The 14,988-nt window shown below is 71.9% G+C and carries 22 protein-coding genes; 2 read left to right on the forward strand and 20 right to left on the reverse strand.

What is annotated here, in order from left to right; all coding sequences use genetic code 11:
- Positions 1 to 4 precede the first annotated feature (4 nt).
- From ACQUFX_RS13080 to ACQUFX_RS13160, 17 genes are all read right to left on the reverse strand, one after another.
- Positions 5 to 451, reverse strand: coding sequence for a hypothetical protein (locus ACQUFX_RS13080; RefSeq protein ID WP_428966300.1), 447 nt, complete (start codon positions 449 to 451; stop codon positions 5 to 7).
- 17 nt (positions 452 to 468) lie between these two features.
- On the reverse strand, positions 469 to 765 hold the full coding sequence (locus ACQUFX_RS13085) for a hypothetical protein (protein WP_428966301.1): 297 nt from the start codon (positions 763 to 765) through the stop codon (positions 469 to 471).
- Between the two features lie 19 nt (positions 766 to 784).
- The gene (locus ACQUFX_RS13090; RefSeq protein WP_428966302.1) at positions 785 to 958 is read right to left on the reverse strand and encodes a hypothetical protein; all 174 of its coding nucleotides are present in this window, start codon (positions 956 to 958) and stop codon (positions 785 to 787) included.
- 90 nt (positions 959 to 1,048) lie between these two features.
- Positions 1,049 to 1,714, reverse strand: a complete 666-nt coding sequence (locus ACQUFX_RS13095) for a phage tail tube protein (RefSeq protein WP_428966303.1) — start codon at positions 1,712 to 1,714, stop codon at positions 1,049 to 1,051.
- 67 nt (positions 1,715 to 1,781) lie between these two features.
- Positions 1,782 to 2,180: a hypothetical protein gene (locus ACQUFX_RS13100; protein WP_428966304.1), complete on the reverse strand. Its 399-nt coding sequence runs from the start codon at positions 2,178 to 2,180 to the stop codon at positions 1,782 to 1,784.
- Positions 2,177 to 2,569 carry a hypothetical protein gene (locus ACQUFX_RS13105; RefSeq protein ID WP_428966305.1) on the reverse strand — a complete coding sequence of 131 codons (393 nt, stop codon included), beginning with the start codon at positions 2,567 to 2,569 and terminating at the stop codon, positions 2,177 to 2,179. Before ACQUFX_RS13105 ends, ACQUFX_RS13100 begins: the two co-directional genes overlap by 4 nt.
- Positions 2,570 to 2,579: 10 nt before the next feature.
- Positions 2,580 to 2,894 carry a hypothetical protein gene (locus ACQUFX_RS13110; RefSeq protein WP_428966306.1) on the reverse strand — a complete coding sequence of 105 codons (315 nt, stop codon included), beginning with the start codon at positions 2,892 to 2,894 and terminating at the stop codon, positions 2,580 to 2,582.
- Positions 2,878 to 3,555, reverse strand: a complete 678-nt coding sequence (locus ACQUFX_RS13115; protein ID WP_428966307.1) for a hypothetical protein — start codon at positions 3,553 to 3,555, stop codon at positions 2,878 to 2,880. The genes ACQUFX_RS13110 and ACQUFX_RS13115 overlap by 17 nt, the downstream gene beginning before the upstream one ends.
- A 66-nt stretch (positions 3,556 to 3,621) precedes the next feature.
- On the reverse strand, positions 3,622 to 4,149 hold the full coding sequence (locus ACQUFX_RS13120) for a hypothetical protein (RefSeq protein WP_428966308.1): 528 nt from the start codon (positions 4,147 to 4,149) through the stop codon (positions 3,622 to 3,624).
- A 12-nt stretch (positions 4,150 to 4,161) separates the two neighbouring features.
- Complete coding sequence (locus ACQUFX_RS13125; RefSeq protein WP_428966309.1) at positions 4,162 to 5,202, reverse strand: major capsid protein; 1,041 nt, start codon at positions 5,200 to 5,202, stop codon at positions 4,162 to 4,164.
- 17 nt (positions 5,203 to 5,219) lie between these two features.
- A complete protein-coding gene (locus tag ACQUFX_RS13130) occupies positions 5,220 to 5,951 on the reverse strand; it encodes a hypothetical protein (protein ID WP_428966310.1) in 732 nt (243 codons plus the stop codon).
- A gap of 87 nt (positions 5,952 to 6,038) precedes the next feature.
- Positions 6,039 to 7,037 (reverse strand): hypothetical protein, encoded by a 999-nt coding sequence (locus ACQUFX_RS13135; RefSeq protein WP_428966311.1) that lies wholly within the window; start codon positions 7,035 to 7,037, stop codon positions 6,039 to 6,041.
- On the reverse strand, positions 7,034 to 7,234 hold the full coding sequence (locus tag ACQUFX_RS13140) for a hypothetical protein (RefSeq protein ID WP_428966312.1): 201 nt from the start codon (positions 7,232 to 7,234) through the stop codon (positions 7,034 to 7,036). Before ACQUFX_RS13140 ends, ACQUFX_RS13135 begins: the two co-directional genes overlap by 4 nt.
- Positions 7,235 to 7,412: 178 nt before the next feature.
- Complete coding sequence (locus ACQUFX_RS13145; protein WP_428966313.1) at positions 7,413 to 7,751, reverse strand: hypothetical protein; 339 nt, start codon at positions 7,749 to 7,751, stop codon at positions 7,413 to 7,415.
- Positions 7,748 to 8,098 (reverse strand): hypothetical protein, encoded by a 351-nt coding sequence (locus tag ACQUFX_RS13150; RefSeq protein WP_428966314.1) that lies wholly within the window; start codon positions 8,096 to 8,098, stop codon positions 7,748 to 7,750. Before ACQUFX_RS13150 ends, ACQUFX_RS13145 begins: the two co-directional genes overlap by 4 nt.
- Before the next feature lie 200 nt (positions 8,099 to 8,298).
- On the reverse strand, positions 8,299 to 9,585 hold the full coding sequence (locus tag ACQUFX_RS13155; protein WP_428966315.1) for a hypothetical protein: 1,287 nt from the start codon (positions 9,583 to 9,585) through the stop codon (positions 8,299 to 8,301).
- Positions 9,586 to 9,602: 17 nt separating this feature from the next.
- On the reverse strand, positions 9,603 to 11,180 hold the full coding sequence (locus ACQUFX_RS13160) for a phage portal protein (protein WP_428966316.1): 1,578 nt from the start codon (positions 11,178 to 11,180) through the stop codon (positions 9,603 to 9,605).
- 28 nt (positions 11,181 to 11,208) lie between these two features.
- Here ACQUFX_RS13160 and ACQUFX_RS13165 point away from each other — a divergent pair, with 28 nt between their 5' ends.
- Together ACQUFX_RS13165 and ACQUFX_RS13170 are read left to right on the forward strand one after the other, a co-directional pair.
- Complete coding sequence (locus tag ACQUFX_RS13165; protein ID WP_428966317.1) at positions 11,209 to 11,733, forward strand: hypothetical protein; 525 nt, start codon at positions 11,209 to 11,211, stop codon at positions 11,731 to 11,733.
- Positions 11,734 to 11,742: 9 nt separating this feature from the next.
- Positions 11,743 to 11,934, forward strand: coding sequence for a hypothetical protein (locus ACQUFX_RS13170; protein ID WP_428966318.1), 192 nt, complete (start codon positions 11,743 to 11,745; stop codon positions 11,932 to 11,934).
- Here the strand turns inward: ACQUFX_RS13170 and ACQUFX_RS13175 are convergent.
- The 3 genes from ACQUFX_RS13175 to ACQUFX_RS13185 all read right to left on the reverse strand — a co-directional run bounded on the left by ACQUFX_RS13175 (position 11,927) and on the right by ACQUFX_RS13185 (position 14,969).
- Complete coding sequence (locus ACQUFX_RS13175) at positions 11,927 to 13,723, reverse strand: hypothetical protein (protein WP_428966319.1); 1,797 nt, start codon at positions 13,721 to 13,723, stop codon at positions 11,927 to 11,929. The genes ACQUFX_RS13170 and ACQUFX_RS13175 overlap by 8 nt on opposite strands.
- Before the next feature lie 3 nt (positions 13,724 to 13,726).
- Positions 13,727 to 14,203, reverse strand: coding sequence for a phage terminase small subunit (locus tag ACQUFX_RS13180; protein WP_428966320.1), 477 nt, complete (start codon positions 14,201 to 14,203; stop codon positions 13,727 to 13,729).
- A 379-nt stretch (positions 14,204 to 14,582) separates the two neighbouring features.
- A complete protein-coding gene (locus ACQUFX_RS13185) occupies positions 14,583 to 14,969 on the reverse strand; it encodes a hypothetical protein (protein ID WP_428966321.1) in 387 nt (128 codons plus the stop codon).
- Positions 14,970 to 14,988 lie beyond the last annotated feature (19 nt).

Below are 14,988 nucleotides of genomic sequence, written 5' to 3' on the forward strand. Positions count from 1 at the left end.
GAGGTCAGGAGGCGGGCGCGCCGCTCCGGTTCTGCGGCAGGAGACCGGCCTTGAGCCGGTCGTGGCGCGCCTGGTTGCGGCGGTCGGCCACCCGGTCCAGCGCGGTGGTGGGGCGGGGCGCCGGCGGGGCCCGTTTGGGTCGGGAGCCGGCGCTCATCGCCACCACCCGGATCAGCTCACCCATCCGGTCGTACAGGTTGGTGAGCATCTCCAGCTCCGCCGACCAGTCCGCCAGGCGCACCGACGGCTTGCCCTTGCTGGAGTCCGGGCGGGCGAGGACCGCCTCGGCCCAGGCGTCGTCGTCAGTCAACTCCTGCATGTACGCGCTGTTACGCGGCAGGCGGTCGACGATGGCGAGGATGAAGTCGAAGCGCTGGTCCTCCCAGAGCAGCTCCAGGTCGAAGCCGCGGTCGGCCAGGTCGGCGGCGATCGCCTCTCCGTACCGGTCCACCAGTACGCAGAGGCGCGCTATTCCCCCTGCTCGGCCACCCCGTGGTGGGTGTTGTACTCCTCCAGCAGCGCCTCGACGAAGTAGATGTCCACCTCGGGCTGGGCCATGAGCAGGTCGTAACTCTCCTGGCCGAGCAGGGCGAGCAGGTTGTCGTGGATGTCGCCGCCCCGCAGCTCCTTCAGGGTCTTCAGGTGCAGACCCTTCGGGTCGGCGAACCGCAAGACCCGGCCGTCCTCCAGCTCGTACTCGAAGGGCTCGACGGTGCGCTTGGCCTGCGCGCGCTGCTGGAGCTTGGCGGCGGTGAACCGTGCCATGGGTGGGCCTTTCTGGTGATCAGGACGTGGACTTGGTGGTGCTCGCCGCCGAGCCGAAGGACTTGCGACCGGTGCGCTTGCGCTTCCAGCCGTCGAACTCCAGCGAGACCTTCTCGGCGGGGGTGGACGGCGTGCGTTCCATCTGCTCGCCGCTGGTGGGGTGGGTCTTGACGTAGGTGTCGAACTCGGCCATGACCGCCTCCGTGAATCGGTGGGCTGAAAGGGAGACCGGGGCGGCGAGCCCACCCATGGCGCCGCCCCGGTCGTGTGTGGACGGGCTCGGCTACGGGGTCTCCTGGTCGATGCCCATGGCGTCGAGCAGGGCCAGCCAGCCGGCGCCGCCGAAGATCCACCGGTGGCTGTAGCCCAGGTCGGACGCCTCGAAGCCGGTGAAGGTCAGGGCGTACTGGACCGGGTCGTCACCGTCGGAGGTGTAGGCCGTCTCGCCGAACTCGGTGATCTTGGCGTTGGGCATGTACCGCGCCATGTAGATCTCGCCGTCGGAGGTCTCGTCCACGAAAACGCCGAGCACGTGGTAGTGCCGGGGGTTCGGCAGCGCCGCCTTGGCGATCGACAACTCACCGGTGACGGCGGCGGCCTCCAGGCCCGTCGTGTCGACGCCCGTCGACAGACCGATGGTCAGCAGCTTCGTTTCCTGCGCCGTGACCGTCATCGTCAGCGTGTCGTTGATGATGTCCTCGCGGGTCGGCTCCACCGACCCGAACGACCGGATCTGGCTCGACTCGGTCTCCCGGCCGAACGTCACACCGTCGGTCGACGTCCACCCCAGGTCCTCGTAACCCGTCGGCAGCGGCGACAGCACCGGCGGGGTGCCGGTCGTCAGCGCGACGATCGGGTCCGCCGACCGGGGGGCGATGAACACCGACCCGTCCCGGGCCCGGCGGATCAGTTCGTTCAGCTTGTTCTTGAGCCCGGCGTAGTTGGGCATGGACGTCCTCTTCCTGATCGAGGCATGCGAAGAAGCCCCGACAGGCGGGGCGGGCAGGTGGGTGGGCTCAGATCGAGGTGGTGTAGCGGCGCGCAGTGACCTGGTAGGTGGCGCCGAAGCGGCGCACGCCCGGCGCCCAGGGCAGCTCGACAGGACCGGAGTCGCAGGTGATCCGGTCCAGCACCGCCGCGCCAGCGCGCAACGGCGGGCCGGTCAGCAGCTGGCGGACCCGCTCGGCGAGCAGCTCCGCCGCGCCGTAGCTGGCGGCGAAGACGTCGACGTCGACGACCGCGAAGTCACTGAGGCGGTCGGATCCGCCGCCGATGCGCAGCACCCGGATGAACGGAAGCTTGGCCTGCAGGTCCGTGGGCGTTTCCACGCCGGCGCGGCCCGCGCCGGCCAGCGGCTCGAGGATCGTCACCAGGGCGCGCTGCACGTCCGGGAACCGGCGCAGCGGCGTGGTCACCGCTTCGACCCCCGGTGCGCGGCGCGGAACGCGACGAGGGTCTTGCCGAGCACCCGGAACTGGTTGCGGCGCTGCACGCCGCCCTTCGGGCCGGTCACCTGGACGCCGCGCTCGACGATGATGGCGTGGGGCGCGACGTTGGCCAGGTCGGCGCAGACCCGGGCGGCCCGGTACGGGGAGTCGTGCGGCCAGTCCCGACGGATGTGCAACTTGACCCGGAACGACGTCTTGTAGACGCCCTCGTCCTCGGGCGAGATGCCCTCGGCGTGCGCCTTCATCTTCTCGGCGACCTGGCGCACCATCACCCGGCAGCCGGGCCCGGTGGCGATCTTCTCGATGCCGCCGTTGTTGATGTACAGCTTCTTGAGGTGGGCGTACGTGCGGGGCATCGCCACCCCCTCAGCCGGTGACGAGCCTGACCACGATCTCCACGCCGGCCCGGCCCCACCGGCGGGGGCGGCCGACGACCTCGTAGACCTCGCCACGGATGCGCAGCCGGTCGGTCTCGGTCACGTCGGCGCCCGGGTGCGCGTACACCGTCCCGTCGACGTCGACCTGGTTGGCGCCGTTGAGCATCTCCGCGCTCGGCCCCGGCGCGAACAGACAGTCGGGCAGCACCAGCTCCCCGCCGCTGCCCGGGATCGGGTCGCCGAACGGGTCACGCTGCGGAGGGCGGATGCGCACCACCGTCTCCAGGTCACCAGCCGCGAACATCGCCCCACCGACGCCGGCTCGGGTAGCCCATGCCGGCCGCCACCCGGATCGTGCGCGCCGGCGGCGCTGGCGCGCCGGACTCCTGCGGCGCCAGGAGCGCTTCCTCCGCCGCCGTGATGGCCAGCTGCGCGCTCTGGGCGTCGTCGGTGGCGAACTCCCGCCGGAACGGGCCCACCGTCTCCGCCCGCAACCCGCCCGGATTCCGGGCGATGCGCAGCACCATCCCCACGGCGGCAGCCGCCGCCAGGGTCGCCGGCAACTCCCCCGAGGCGATCCGGGCGTCCAGGTCCGGCCAGCGCCGGCGCAGCATCGCCGACGCCTGGGCCAGGCGCGCGGTGACAACCTGCGCCTCCTCGTCAGACAGCGGGCGGAACACCGCGGCGAGCTGCTCGGCCGTCGCCAGCGGCGGCAGGCCCGGCGCCTCGGCGAACACGTAGAAGTGCTGCACGGCCGTGGCCGCGCCGGAGGCCGTGAACGTCACCCGCCACATACCGGGCTGGGTCAGCACCACCTCGAACCGGTACGTGCCCGGGGCGTCCGGGTCCTCGTCCACCCCTGCCGGTGTGGTGCTCGCGCCGGTGGGGGTGGTGGTGGTCGCGGTCACCGCCGCGCCAGGTCGGGTGGTGAAGATCAGCTCGACGCCGTCACCGACATCGCTCACGTCACCCTCCTCACCGCGCGCGGGCAGGCCGGGGCGGCCCCGCCGTCTCGGGGCCGCCCCGGGGTCTCACTCGGAGTCGACGAGACCGGCCCGCTCGGCGGTCGCGATCAGCTCCCGCTGGCCGGCCTCCGGGTCGTACTCGACGTTGGACGCGCCCAGGAAGGCCCGCCAGGCGTCCTTGCCGGAGCCCGGCCCGGAGCGCGGCGGAGCCGGCACCCGGGTCTTGCCCTTGCCGGCCTCGTCGTCGGCCGGCGGGGTGTCCCCGTCGGCCTTGTCGTCGCCCTTTCCGTCGCCGAGGTCGGGCATGACGCCGTCGACCCAGGCTTTCGGGTTGCGGATGCGCCGGGCCACCGTGTCCGGGACCTCGTCGTCGGGCCCGTACCAGGCGCCGTCGACCGACACCGGCCGGACCAGCCGGGGACCGGTGCCGGTGTGCCGCTTCGGGCCCGGGTCGGCGCCGTCGTGGTCGTCGTCCTCGGTGGCCCACGCCTTCGGGTTGCGGATGGTGGCGGCCACCTTCTCGGGGATGTTGTCGGCGCCGGCCGGCCACCACTGCCCGCCGGCGAACACCGCCTTCGCCAGTCGCTTCGTCATCGTCAGCCCCCCTCAGAGGACTTCGGCGACGAAGAGCTTGCGCGGGTTGGTCAGCATCGGCATGCCGGCCGCACCGACCTTGGTCCACACCCGCAGCGGGTCACCCTCCTTCAGGGTGACGCCGACCAGGCCCGGCAGATCCTGGAACAGCAGGCCCGGGTTCTGGCCGTTGGCCAACTCCAGGGCCTCCGCGGTGATGCCCCAGGCAGTGAAGCCCAGGGACGCCCGGTCGGCCGGCAGGAAGATGGCCTTGTCCTGGTCGATGACCCGGGTGTTGACCCCCTCGACCTCGATCTTGGTGTCGTAGGTCTCGATCGCGGGCAGGCCGTAGGCGTTGAGCACCGTGTTCAGCTGCGCCATGGTCAGCAGGTTCGGACCCCCGCTGACCGCGTCGCCCCGGTAGAACAGTTCCCGGATCTCGCCAGCCAGCAGCAGGTTGTTGAGCACCTGCGTGCTGGTCAGCATCGTCGCCGGACGCTCGCCGTTCTCGTCGAGGTAGAACTCGACCCAGGCCTTGAGATCCTGCAGCGGCGCGGCGTTGGCGTGGTCGGACCACAGGGTGTTCGCCACCGTCGAGTGGCCCGCCGGCAGCTTGAAGTCCGCCTCGATGGTCAGGCCGTTCTCGTCGGTCAGGGTGAACTTGCCGTCCATGAGGACGTCACCCCGGGCCAGCTCCATCCGGTTGAAGATCTCCCGGGTGAGCTGCTCGGCGTCGTTGTAGATCGCCTCGACGTAGCCCGACCGGTTGTCACCGCCGGTGCGGATCCGCTCCAGCATCAGCCGCTCGTACTCGCCGATCGGCAGCTTGACGCCGAGCGGCGGGAGGGCGACCTTGCTGCGCTGGAAACCCTCACGCTGGGAGACCGGCACCTCAGAGTCCCAGGCCCGGTACGACGCCGCCCGGTTGGTCCGCTCGACCTGGTCGAACGCGGCCTCCACGTCGGCGATGTACCGGTCCGGCAGGACCGTGTTGAGGATCAGCTGGTACGGGTAGGGCACCTCGCGGACGAAGCCGGTGAGGACGGCCGGCTCGATGTAGTCGTCGATGAGCATGATCGGTCAGCCCCCCCTCAGCCCTTGAACCGGAACTTGGCGGCCAGCGCGGTCCGCGCGGCCTCGTCGAGCCCGGAGTTGGCCGGGAGCCGGTTGACCCGGATGACGCCCCGCCACAGCAGCGGCGCACCGATGCGCTCGGCGCCGCCGGCGCGCAGGTGGGTGCTGTTCCAGAGGAAGCCCTCGGGAACGTCCAGGCCGCTGGTGTTGCCGGAGCCGCCGGCGGTGGTCGTGGTGACCGTGACCGCCGGGGTGGAGCCGCCGGTCAGGCCGGAGCCCGAGGCGGTCATCTGCGGGACGTTCTCGCCGGCGAACTGACCCTTGAAGCCGACGACGAACGGGGTGCCCGGGCCGGGACCGCCGGTGACGGTGATGTCGTTTCCGGTCACGCCCGGCAGCGCGGCCAGGGCGTCCTTCACCGCCGCGGCGCTCGCGTTGTACGCGATGCCGGCGGTGGTCTCACCGTCGAAGGTGAGGGTGAAGGTGCCGCCGGTCGGCGAGCCGGTGATGGTCACCGTCTGCGACTCGGACGTGGCGCCCGCGTACGGGCCCCACAGGCCGACGTTGGGGCCGGAGGTGTACTTGGCCAGCAGGATCCCCGAGGGGATGAAGCCGTCCGGGTAGTGGAGGTTGGCAGTGAAGCTCGGGACGTGGAGCGTGATCGACTCGGTGTAGGGGGTGCCATCCCGGGACCCCAGCCACGACCGATTCTCGACCGTCCACGCCTCGGTCGTAACCGAGATGTCCATGGAGGACGGACTCCTTCGAGAAAAGGATGATTGGAAGGCCAGCGCCCGAGATGTCCCCTGCGATGCGGGCCGTGCGAAGTGGTGCTGTTACTGCTGCTGGCCGGCCGAGCGCGCCCGGTTGCCGAAGCGCTGCGCGGCGATCTCACGGCCAGCGGCCAGACCCGACGGCCTGGCGATCTGGCGGTCCCCCTGACCCATGTCCGGGACCTGCCGAGCGGGCGCACCCATGCCGGGAGCACCGAGGGCGGGAGTCGCGCCGGTCGCCGGCAGACCCGCCGCAGCGGTGCCGGCCGGCGCGGTCCCGCCGGGGTCGTGCGGAGCCGGCGCGCCGCCGGCGGCCGGCGCGGACGCCGGCAGGAACGTCGCGACGAACTCGGACACCTTGGCGGCGTCCACGTCGCCCGACTCGGTCTGGAACCGGCGCAGATCCAGGTTCGACAGCAGGCCGGTGACCTGCTCCGACGTCATGCGCTGGCCGATCGCGACCCGCAAATGCGCGTCGACGAGCTTGCCGCCCACCTCCGCCATCGCCGCCGCCCGGCCCCGCTGCTCCGCCTCGCCGGCCTGCTGGGCCACCTGGGCCAGCCGGTCCCGCTCGGCGGCAGCCGCGCGCAGCTGCTCCAGCTCGCCGGGCTTGAGGCCGAGGGCGTCGAGCTGACGGCCCTCGTGCCGGCGCGCCTGGGTGCGCCAGTAGTCGACCTGGTCCTCCAGCGGCAGCTCCCGCCACGGCATCCCCGGGCCGGAACGCTGGGTACCGTCGTCGCTCCCGCGCCCGCCGTCACCCTGCTGCCCCTGGCCGGAGCCGGACTGCGGGGTGGCCTGCGAGGTGGGCTGCTGCGCGGGCGGGGCCGGAGTCGGGTTCGCGCCGGTGTAGATGTTCCATACCGCCGGCGGCTGACCGGGCGCCGGCGGCACCGGGGCCGGCTGCGCCGGCGGCGCGGCCGGCGGCTGACCACCCTGCGGCTCGCCCTGCGGCTGGGAGCCGCCGAGCACCGGCCAGATGACCCGGCCGGAACGGGTGGTGCCCACCGCGACCAGCGGCGCGCCGGTACGCGGGTGGCACAGGTACGGGTGCGTGATCGTCACGACCGCACCTCGCCCACGACCAGACCGTGCCCGCCGATCAGGTGGCGGCCGGCGTACAACGCCAGCTCGTCAGATACGCCGGGGGGCATCCCCCGCTCGACCAACTCCGCGTGGAACGAGGTGATGGCCCGGGCCGTGGTGACGGCGCTGTCGGTGGTCGCCGCGCCGCACTCCGGCGCGTCGTTGATGGTGGACATGGAACTCCCGTGTCGGGTGATGGATGCGCGGCCCGTGGCGGGCGGCGCCGGACACGACGAAGCCCCCGCGCGGTGGCGGGGGCTTCGTCGACGAGGTTCAGGTTTTGCGGCCGAACCTTGAATGTCGGCTCGGGATGTTCAGGATTTGCGGCCAATCCCTGAATGCTGGCCCGGGTGTTCAGGATTCGGCGGGGGTGCCCACGGGCAGGCCGCTGTCGCGGTCGATGTACGCGCCGGGCAGCTCCGGCGCCGGGGCCACCAGGGGCACCCGCACCAGCTCCTGCCGGATGCATTCAGGGCAGTACGGGCACGGGTCGTACGCCTCGCCGGGATCCTCGGTCGCACGCCAGACGCACAGCCAGAAACCGGCGTCGTCGGCCTCGACGCGCAGAACGTTGCCCACCGGCACCAGCGCCGGCTCGACGTCGTGCGCGCGGACGAAGGCGTCCACGGCGGCGCGCTGGTGCGACTCCAGGGTGAAGTAGCCGCCCGAGTCCCAGCTGTAAACCACGGTCACGCCCACACCCCCGGACCGGGCCCCTGTCGCCGGTCCCGGGTCTCGTGCCACGTCCGCAACCGCGCAGCGGTGAGCGTGCCGGGGGTGAACACGAAGCGCTCCTGCGCGACCGGCGCCCCCTCCGCGGCAGGCTCGGGCTCAGGGTCAGGCACGCCCGAGGTGTCGGGCAGTTCGACGGTGTCCGAGGTGATGAAGACCCCGGCCGCGCCGATGTCCCGGCCGAACTCGTACAGGGCGTCGTTGCGTTCCACGACCTCGTCGGCCGTGCCGTCGACCACCCGGTCGACGATCAGGGCGAAAGGCTGAGCCTTGTCGGCGCGGGGCAACCACAGCGTCTGGAGGCGCATCAGCACACCCCCGGGCGAAGGCGAACGGACATGGGTCCTCCGTGGGTGGGTGGGCGGGGTGGAACAGCCCACCCACGCGAGGCCGGAACCGTCGCGAAGGTGGGCCAGCTCGAAGCCGCGCAATAAACACCCGTCAAGTAACCTGACCAGGGCAAACAGGCCTACTCGAAGCGCTACTCTAAACGGACGTCAAGGACGGCTCAGGCGACAAGCTGCTCGCGGAGCTGCTCGATGAGGCGGGTCTGGTAGTCCACCAGCGGACGCAACCGCGTCTCACCGCCGTCGAGCTGGCGGCGCAGCGACGCCGTCGACCGCTCCAGGCCCTGCAGCCGGCGCTCGATCGACGCCACCCGCTGGTCACTCTCGGCCTCCTCGGCGTCGCGGAAGCCGCGGCCGTACGGGAACAGGATCGGCCCCAGCTCGCCGTGCTCGCCGATGCCCACCCGCAGACGCTTCAGCGCGCGCCCCGAGGTGGTGTCGCCGGCGGCCGTGTAGAGCCGGTCCAGATCGTCGCCGTTGAGCACGAGCCCCGGGTCGACGCCGCCGATGATCGGCATCACGCCGCAGCGGCACCGGTCGTGGATCGGCTTGAGGTCCTCGCGCCGGTAGACCCGGTCCGCCGCCACCACGCACAGGCCGCACGGCGGGCCGCCGCCACCCAGCTCCGGCTGCAGGATCCGCCGGTACCCGGTGATACGCGGAGACCGCCGGACGACCGCTGCCTCCTGGGCGCGCTGGGCCAGCGAGATGTCCATGTCGGCAACCCGGGTGACCCGCTCGGCCACCGCCTGGCGCGCCTCGCGCTCCGGCGCGCCCCGGGTCACCAGGTAGCGGAACTGCGCACCCACCCGGACGTAGGGCTCCATCGGGTCGAGGGCCTGCAACTGGGCCCGCCGCCGCGCGTCCGCCTCGCGGTCACGCCGGCGACGCTCGGCGGCCTCGCGCTCATCCTCGTCCTCCTGGCGGCGGCGCTCAGCCTCGGCGAGCTCGTCGTCCTCCTCGCGCCGGCGGCGCTCATCCTCCTCGGCGTCGCGCTCTTCTTCCTCGAGCCGGCGCCGGTCATCCTCGGCTTCTTCCTCGTCGAGGAAGAAGCGGTCGAGGTCGAGATCCCCATCGGGCTCCACCTCGACCGGCGGCACCTCGGCCAGCAACCGGGCCACCGCCGGCGACACCGCGCGGCGCAGCTGCCGCACGTCGATCGCGCCGACCGGGCGGACCGGCCGGCCCGTCATCGTCGTCAGCATCCGCGCCATGGAGGCGTCCACCACCTGCGCCATGCGCAGCTGGGCCGGCTGCACCACCTGGACCACCCGCTCCGCGGCCTGCGCCACGTCCGCCGGGTCGAACCAGTTGACCAGCCGCAGCGGCGCCAGCGCGCCTGCCACCGCGACCTGCGTGAGCTGCTCCCGGATCGCCGCCTGCGCGCGAATCAGCGCGTACAGCGCGGCGATCTCGGCGGCGGTGAGGCTCCCGTCGGCGCTCGGCATGACTCACCCGCCCGGCGTCAGATCCCTGCGGGCACGAGCGCGCCGGCCGAGCCGCCGTCCTCCTCGCGGCCGGGCAGGCCGGTCAGCGGGCTGGCCAGGACGTCACCCGGCGTCGGTAGCTGCGGCAGCGGAGTCGCCGGTGCCGCCTGGCGGATCGCCGGGGGCACCGTCGGGTCGCCGGCCAGGCCGGCGGTCGCCGCGGCGAGCTGCGCCGCCAGGAGCTGGTCGTCGGCCCACTCGGTCATCATCAGGTCGGCGTCGACCGGGCTGAACCCCCAGATGTGGATCAGCCGGGACCGGCGCGGAATGTCGTTGGCCGCCTTGCTGGCGGCGTCCGCGCGCTCCGTCAGGCTCAGCCGCTCCGGGCTGGACCACAGGGTGCGCAGCTTCGACAGGTCCGCCCGCTCTGCCTGCCCCATCTGCAGGAAGGCCAGGCTCATCACCCGGGCCCAGGCATGGCTGGTCCGGTCGATGCGGTCGCGGACCTTGAACACCAGGCCCTCGCGGGACAGCGACGCGCCCTCGGCGGACTGGTTCTCGCCGGCCGGCATCAGCATGTGCATCGGCGTGCGGGTCACCGCCGCCAGGTGCTGCACGTCGTCCTTGACCGCCAACAGGATCCCGGTCAGGTCGACGGTGCCGGACTCCCACATCTTCGCGGTCTCCGGCAGCTGCCACAGCGCCGCCGGGTCCATGACGAAGACGTCCGAGTAGTCGATCTCGTTGCCGTGCTCGTCCTCCAACGGCAGGCCGTGCACCGCGCGCTGGCGGAACGCCTGCATCGTCGCGATGACCATCCGCTGCAGGATCTGGTGGTTGATCCGGTTGAGCAGGTCGATGTGCGGCTCGTACTCGCCCACGCCGTCGCGGTTGCGGAAACGCACCACCGGCATCCGGTTGTGCACCAGCCGGCCCGACCGGCGCTCGTCGATGTCCCAGCCGCGCGGGTCGAAGTGGATCCCCAGGCCGGAGCTGAGCATCGGCAGGGCGTCCGGCGTGTGCGCCGACAGCATCGGGTGCTTCTGCGACCGGGAGGCCACCACGACCTCACCCGGCAGGTACAGGTGGATCCGGTCCTGCTCGGCGGCGTCGTCGTGCAGCACCTTCAGCGCCGCCTGCAGGCGCGACGGGTTCCCGGGGTCGGGCTCCCCCACCATCGTGCGCGGGTCCTCGGCGGTGATCAGAGGAGCGCCCGTCTCCTCGTCCATCTCGCCGACGATCACGAACGACTCGTGCAGGCTGAGCATCTTGTTGTGGGTGTCGGAGGCGACCACCGCCAGGCCGGCCCGCTCCCAGACCGCGGAGGCCTCCTCGTCACCGGTGACATCGCCGTCGGCGGCCGTGCGGAACCCGACCGGGGTCATCCGCTCGCTGGTCGCCGACACCACCAGCTCGGCGAAGTTCGACCGAGAGTGCCGCTGGAAGGCCTCAAACGACTCCCGGGCCGCCTCCGCGCCCTCCGGCATCGGCGGCGAGCCCGCGTAGTAGTTGTGCAACTTCCACAGCCGCTGGCGCCGGTTGCGGTCGTTGAGCTGCATGAACAGCCGCTTCATCCACCACCCCGGGCTGCCCTGCTGCTCCACGTCGATCGGCACCCGGCACACCTCCAGCCATGTGCAAGAGGTGACGAAACGCCCACGGAAAGCAGCGGGGTTTGTCGGGCGCGCTGACTACGCTGCCGGCCATGAGTTCACCAAGGACGGAGGCAACGAAGTGTGGGAGCTGACTGGCCGAGGCTGGGCGATGCTCGGCGGCCTCATCGCGCTCGTTGCGTTCGGCGTCGTCACCTTCGTCACCACCGGTGGCCCGACCAAGATCAATGATGTTCTCGACCAAGACCAATACCAGGACCGGCTCGACGCCATCGGGGCCGTCTACCGCCAGGGCGTCAAGGCGCGCGAGGGGATGAAGGCCTCCGGCATTGCCCTGCCCGACGAGGCGACCTGCCGCGACGCCCTGCAGCGCACCGGAGCCGACCGGGAGCGCAGCATGGTCGAGAGCGCCCGCCAGACCGCCGACGGCAAGCCCGACGTCGCGTTCAAGGAGCTGCGGGCGCTGTCGTTCGTCAACGGCTGCCTCGGACGCCCCAACGCGCTGCCCGCCTCACCGCTGCCCCCGGCGCCGTCCCCGACCCCGACGGGCTCGTAGCATCGAGCCATGAGTGCGCCCGGCCACCACACCTTCGTCCAGGACGTGGCGGCTGGCCGGGCCCGCCGCGACGACATCGACACTTACATCTGCCGGTGGCACGACAACCCGACCATCGGCGGCGAGCTGCACGAATACCTGGGTCTCACCTGGGACGAGTACCGCCGGTGGGCCCAGGCGCCCGAGGCGCCGCTCACCTGATCCGCTTGGCGGCGTAGGACTTGCGCTTGCGCGTCTGGACGCCGGCAGCCACCGCGTCGCCCCGAGCCTCGAAGGCCAGGACGGCAGCCATCACCGCATCGATGCGACGCGGACTCTTCGGAAAATCCTTTCCGATCTGCAGCCCCGCCCGCGACGGGCGACGCCGGGCGTTGAGGGCGTGCCGGCGTAGGGTGCGCGCCAGCTCAGCCACCCGCCCGGTCCGGTCGGCGGCCGGGGTAAAGCTCAGGGCCTTGACCACCAGGGCGTCGTAGAACCGCTCCAGCGCGGTGACCATCGGCTTCGGCCGGTTCGTCCACCACTCCAGGGGCCGCCCCTGCGTGGCCTTGACCTTCATCTTGTCGCCGTAGGTGGCCGTCCACGCGTCCACGTACTCCTGCCAGAGGGCGGGATCGCAGTAGAAGCCGACGACCTCGAACCGCTTCATCGCCTCGGCCACCGCCAGGTCGACCGCGACCCGGTCGACCTGCCACTGCACGGCCATGGTGTTGATCGCGTCGTCGTCGAACTCGTCGTCGTCGCGGACCGTGCGCTTGCGCGCGGCCTTGCTGAGCTTGGCGGTGGCGCCCGGCAGGGCCTCCGGCGGCTCCTGACAGTGCAGGAGCTCCAGGTGCCCGTCGGAGACCCGGCAGGCCACCAGCACGGTGGCGTCCGAGTCCCGGGAGCCGTCGAAGCCGAGGGTGACGACGTCCTTGTCGACCAGGGCCCGGTCGGGCCGGCCGGCCGCGTCCCACTCGTTGGCGGTCAGCCAGGCGTCAGCCGCCGCCGACTGGGCGTTGAGGAAGTACCGCCGGGAGTCGACGACGTCGTTGCGGGTGTCGAGGAACTCGTCGACCAGGCCGTCGATGTCCATCCACGCCTTGGCGTCGCCGTAGGCCTCCTCGAGGGCGGCGCGCAGCGCCTCCTCGTCGAACAGGTCGGCGCACTCGCCCCACCGGTGGTCGTAGAGCAGCCGGGGGTTGCCCCGCTTGCGACCCTCGAGGATGGACTGCGCCTCGACGAAGGTCCGCTCGGCCATCGAGTCTTCGCCGACGGCGAACATCGTGGTGGTCTCGAGGTACCAGGTGCCGGCGACCTTCTTGCGCTTGCGCAGGTTCCGGGTCACGGTCTTGTACATCTGACGCAACTCGGGCGTGTTGTACAAATGCGACTCGTCGAGGCAGAGCCAGGTCTCGCGACCGCCGTCCTTACTCGCGCTCGAGGCAGTCGACGGGATCACCGAGCCGCCACCCGGCAGCAGCACCCGGGACTTCCCCGCGTCGACACCCGGCACGTAGAACAGCGGGCAGTCGTCGTCGGTCAGGTTGAAGAAGACCGTGTCGTAAACGTTGGAGGCCTGGTTCTCCTCCGTCGCCATGATCCGCAGAACCGGGGTCCGCGGTGGGCGCCCCATCGGCTCGCCCGGCTGGTACTCGTAGGCGAACCCCAACCCCCACGGGTCGGTAAAGATCTCGCCGCCGCGCGCCCACCCACCGAACCGGCACGGGCCGAAAGCCTCAAACAAGCCGATCCGGCCAGCGAGCCCCGACTTGTCCGTCCCCTTCGGCCTTGAGAGGAACGCCGAGTCGTACAGCAGATGGTTGTTGCCCGGGCGGGCCCCGACCGCGTAGCAGTCGACGATGAAGCCCGTGTACTCGTCACCGTGCACCACCGGCTCGCCCTGCACGTCACCCGGACCGTGCCGCGTGAAGTGCTCCATCCAGGCCACCGCCAGCCATCCGAGGCTGCGGTTGCGGTCGTGCAGCGGCGAGCGCACCACCGTGCGCGGCACGGGTCAGCCCGCCAGGCGACCGCGCCGCGACGCGATCGAGGTGACGCTGGCCTTCTTGTCGCTGGCGCCGCCGTCGACCGTGGTGCTCGTGCCCGTCTCGGCGGCGGGCTCCGGGTCGACGTAGCGGATCCGCAGCTTGCGCCGGGCCTCCGCCGTGGTGCCCATCTGGTCCTCGCGGCGCCGGATCTCGGTGGACTTGTTCGCGAACACCGTGCGGTCGGAGTAGAAGTTTTTCCACCAGTCCTGCCACATGAACGCGGTGTGCAGCGCGAACTGCCAGTCCATGGCGGACCACAGCACGCAGTGCGGCATCCGGCGCACCAGCTCCCACCACGAGGTCACCTCGGGGAACCAGGGCAGGTCCAGCTCGGGCAGGTCCGGCGACGGGCCGGCGTACGGGACGTCCGGGACGTCGGTCCACTCCGCCGACAGGCCCCGGCCCAGCCGGACGCTCTTCGGCTCGGGGCCAGTGAAGGCCATGATGATCACTCCCGTGACGGGCGTAGGGTGACGCGCCGCCCTGCCGGCAGCACGGTGCGGCGGAACCCGTGACGGGGCCCGCGAGACTGTCAGTGGGGTGCGCTAGCGTTACTCGGCCGGTCGGCGACACCGCACGCGGAACGATGGGTTGCCAACCAGCAACTCGGGACTCGCCGAGCGACCGCCGACCGGCTCACCGCTTCCCGCATCACCCAGCACGCCCCGGTGGGCTGATAGCCTCAGCGCGCGGAGGGCCGGTCCGGGCAGCCAGGAGGCCTGGGTGACCAGGTGAGATCCGGCGGGAGTGCAGTGGGCTGATCGACTGCAAGCCTCGCCAAGTTTCCGCCGGACGCCGGCTCTCCGCCTTGACCACCCCGGCTCACTCGACGAGGTCGCCCTCGTCGGCCAGCAGCGCGATCGGGGTCTCCTCGTCGAGCGGCACCAGGGGCAACGAGTCGCACTCGAAGACCAACCACAGCCGCTGCGGGTCGTCGTCGACGTACATCCGCACCGGCCGCGATCCCCTCGGCAGTGGGAGCCCCCGAGCGACCTCGCCAAGGGTCAGCACGACCTTCTGCTGCCGGACGTACTCGGCCGGCGCAGGCGGGTCGAGCTCCTCACACACCCCGCAGCCGCGGTGCGCCTCGCGCACCCCGGGCTGACGGTCCAGCGCACGCAGGGCGCCCACCAGGTCCAGGCGCATGTCGGCGTGGACCTCGTCACGGTCAAGCGGCGAGTAGCGCTTCGTCGGCGGCACGGACGTCATCGGTCACCGCCCCGTCCGC

This window comes from Micromonospora fluostatini, assembly GCF_050410825.1.
Classification (GTDB): domain Bacteria; phylum Actinomycetota; class Actinomycetes; order Mycobacteriales; family Micromonosporaceae; genus Micromonospora; species Micromonospora rosaria.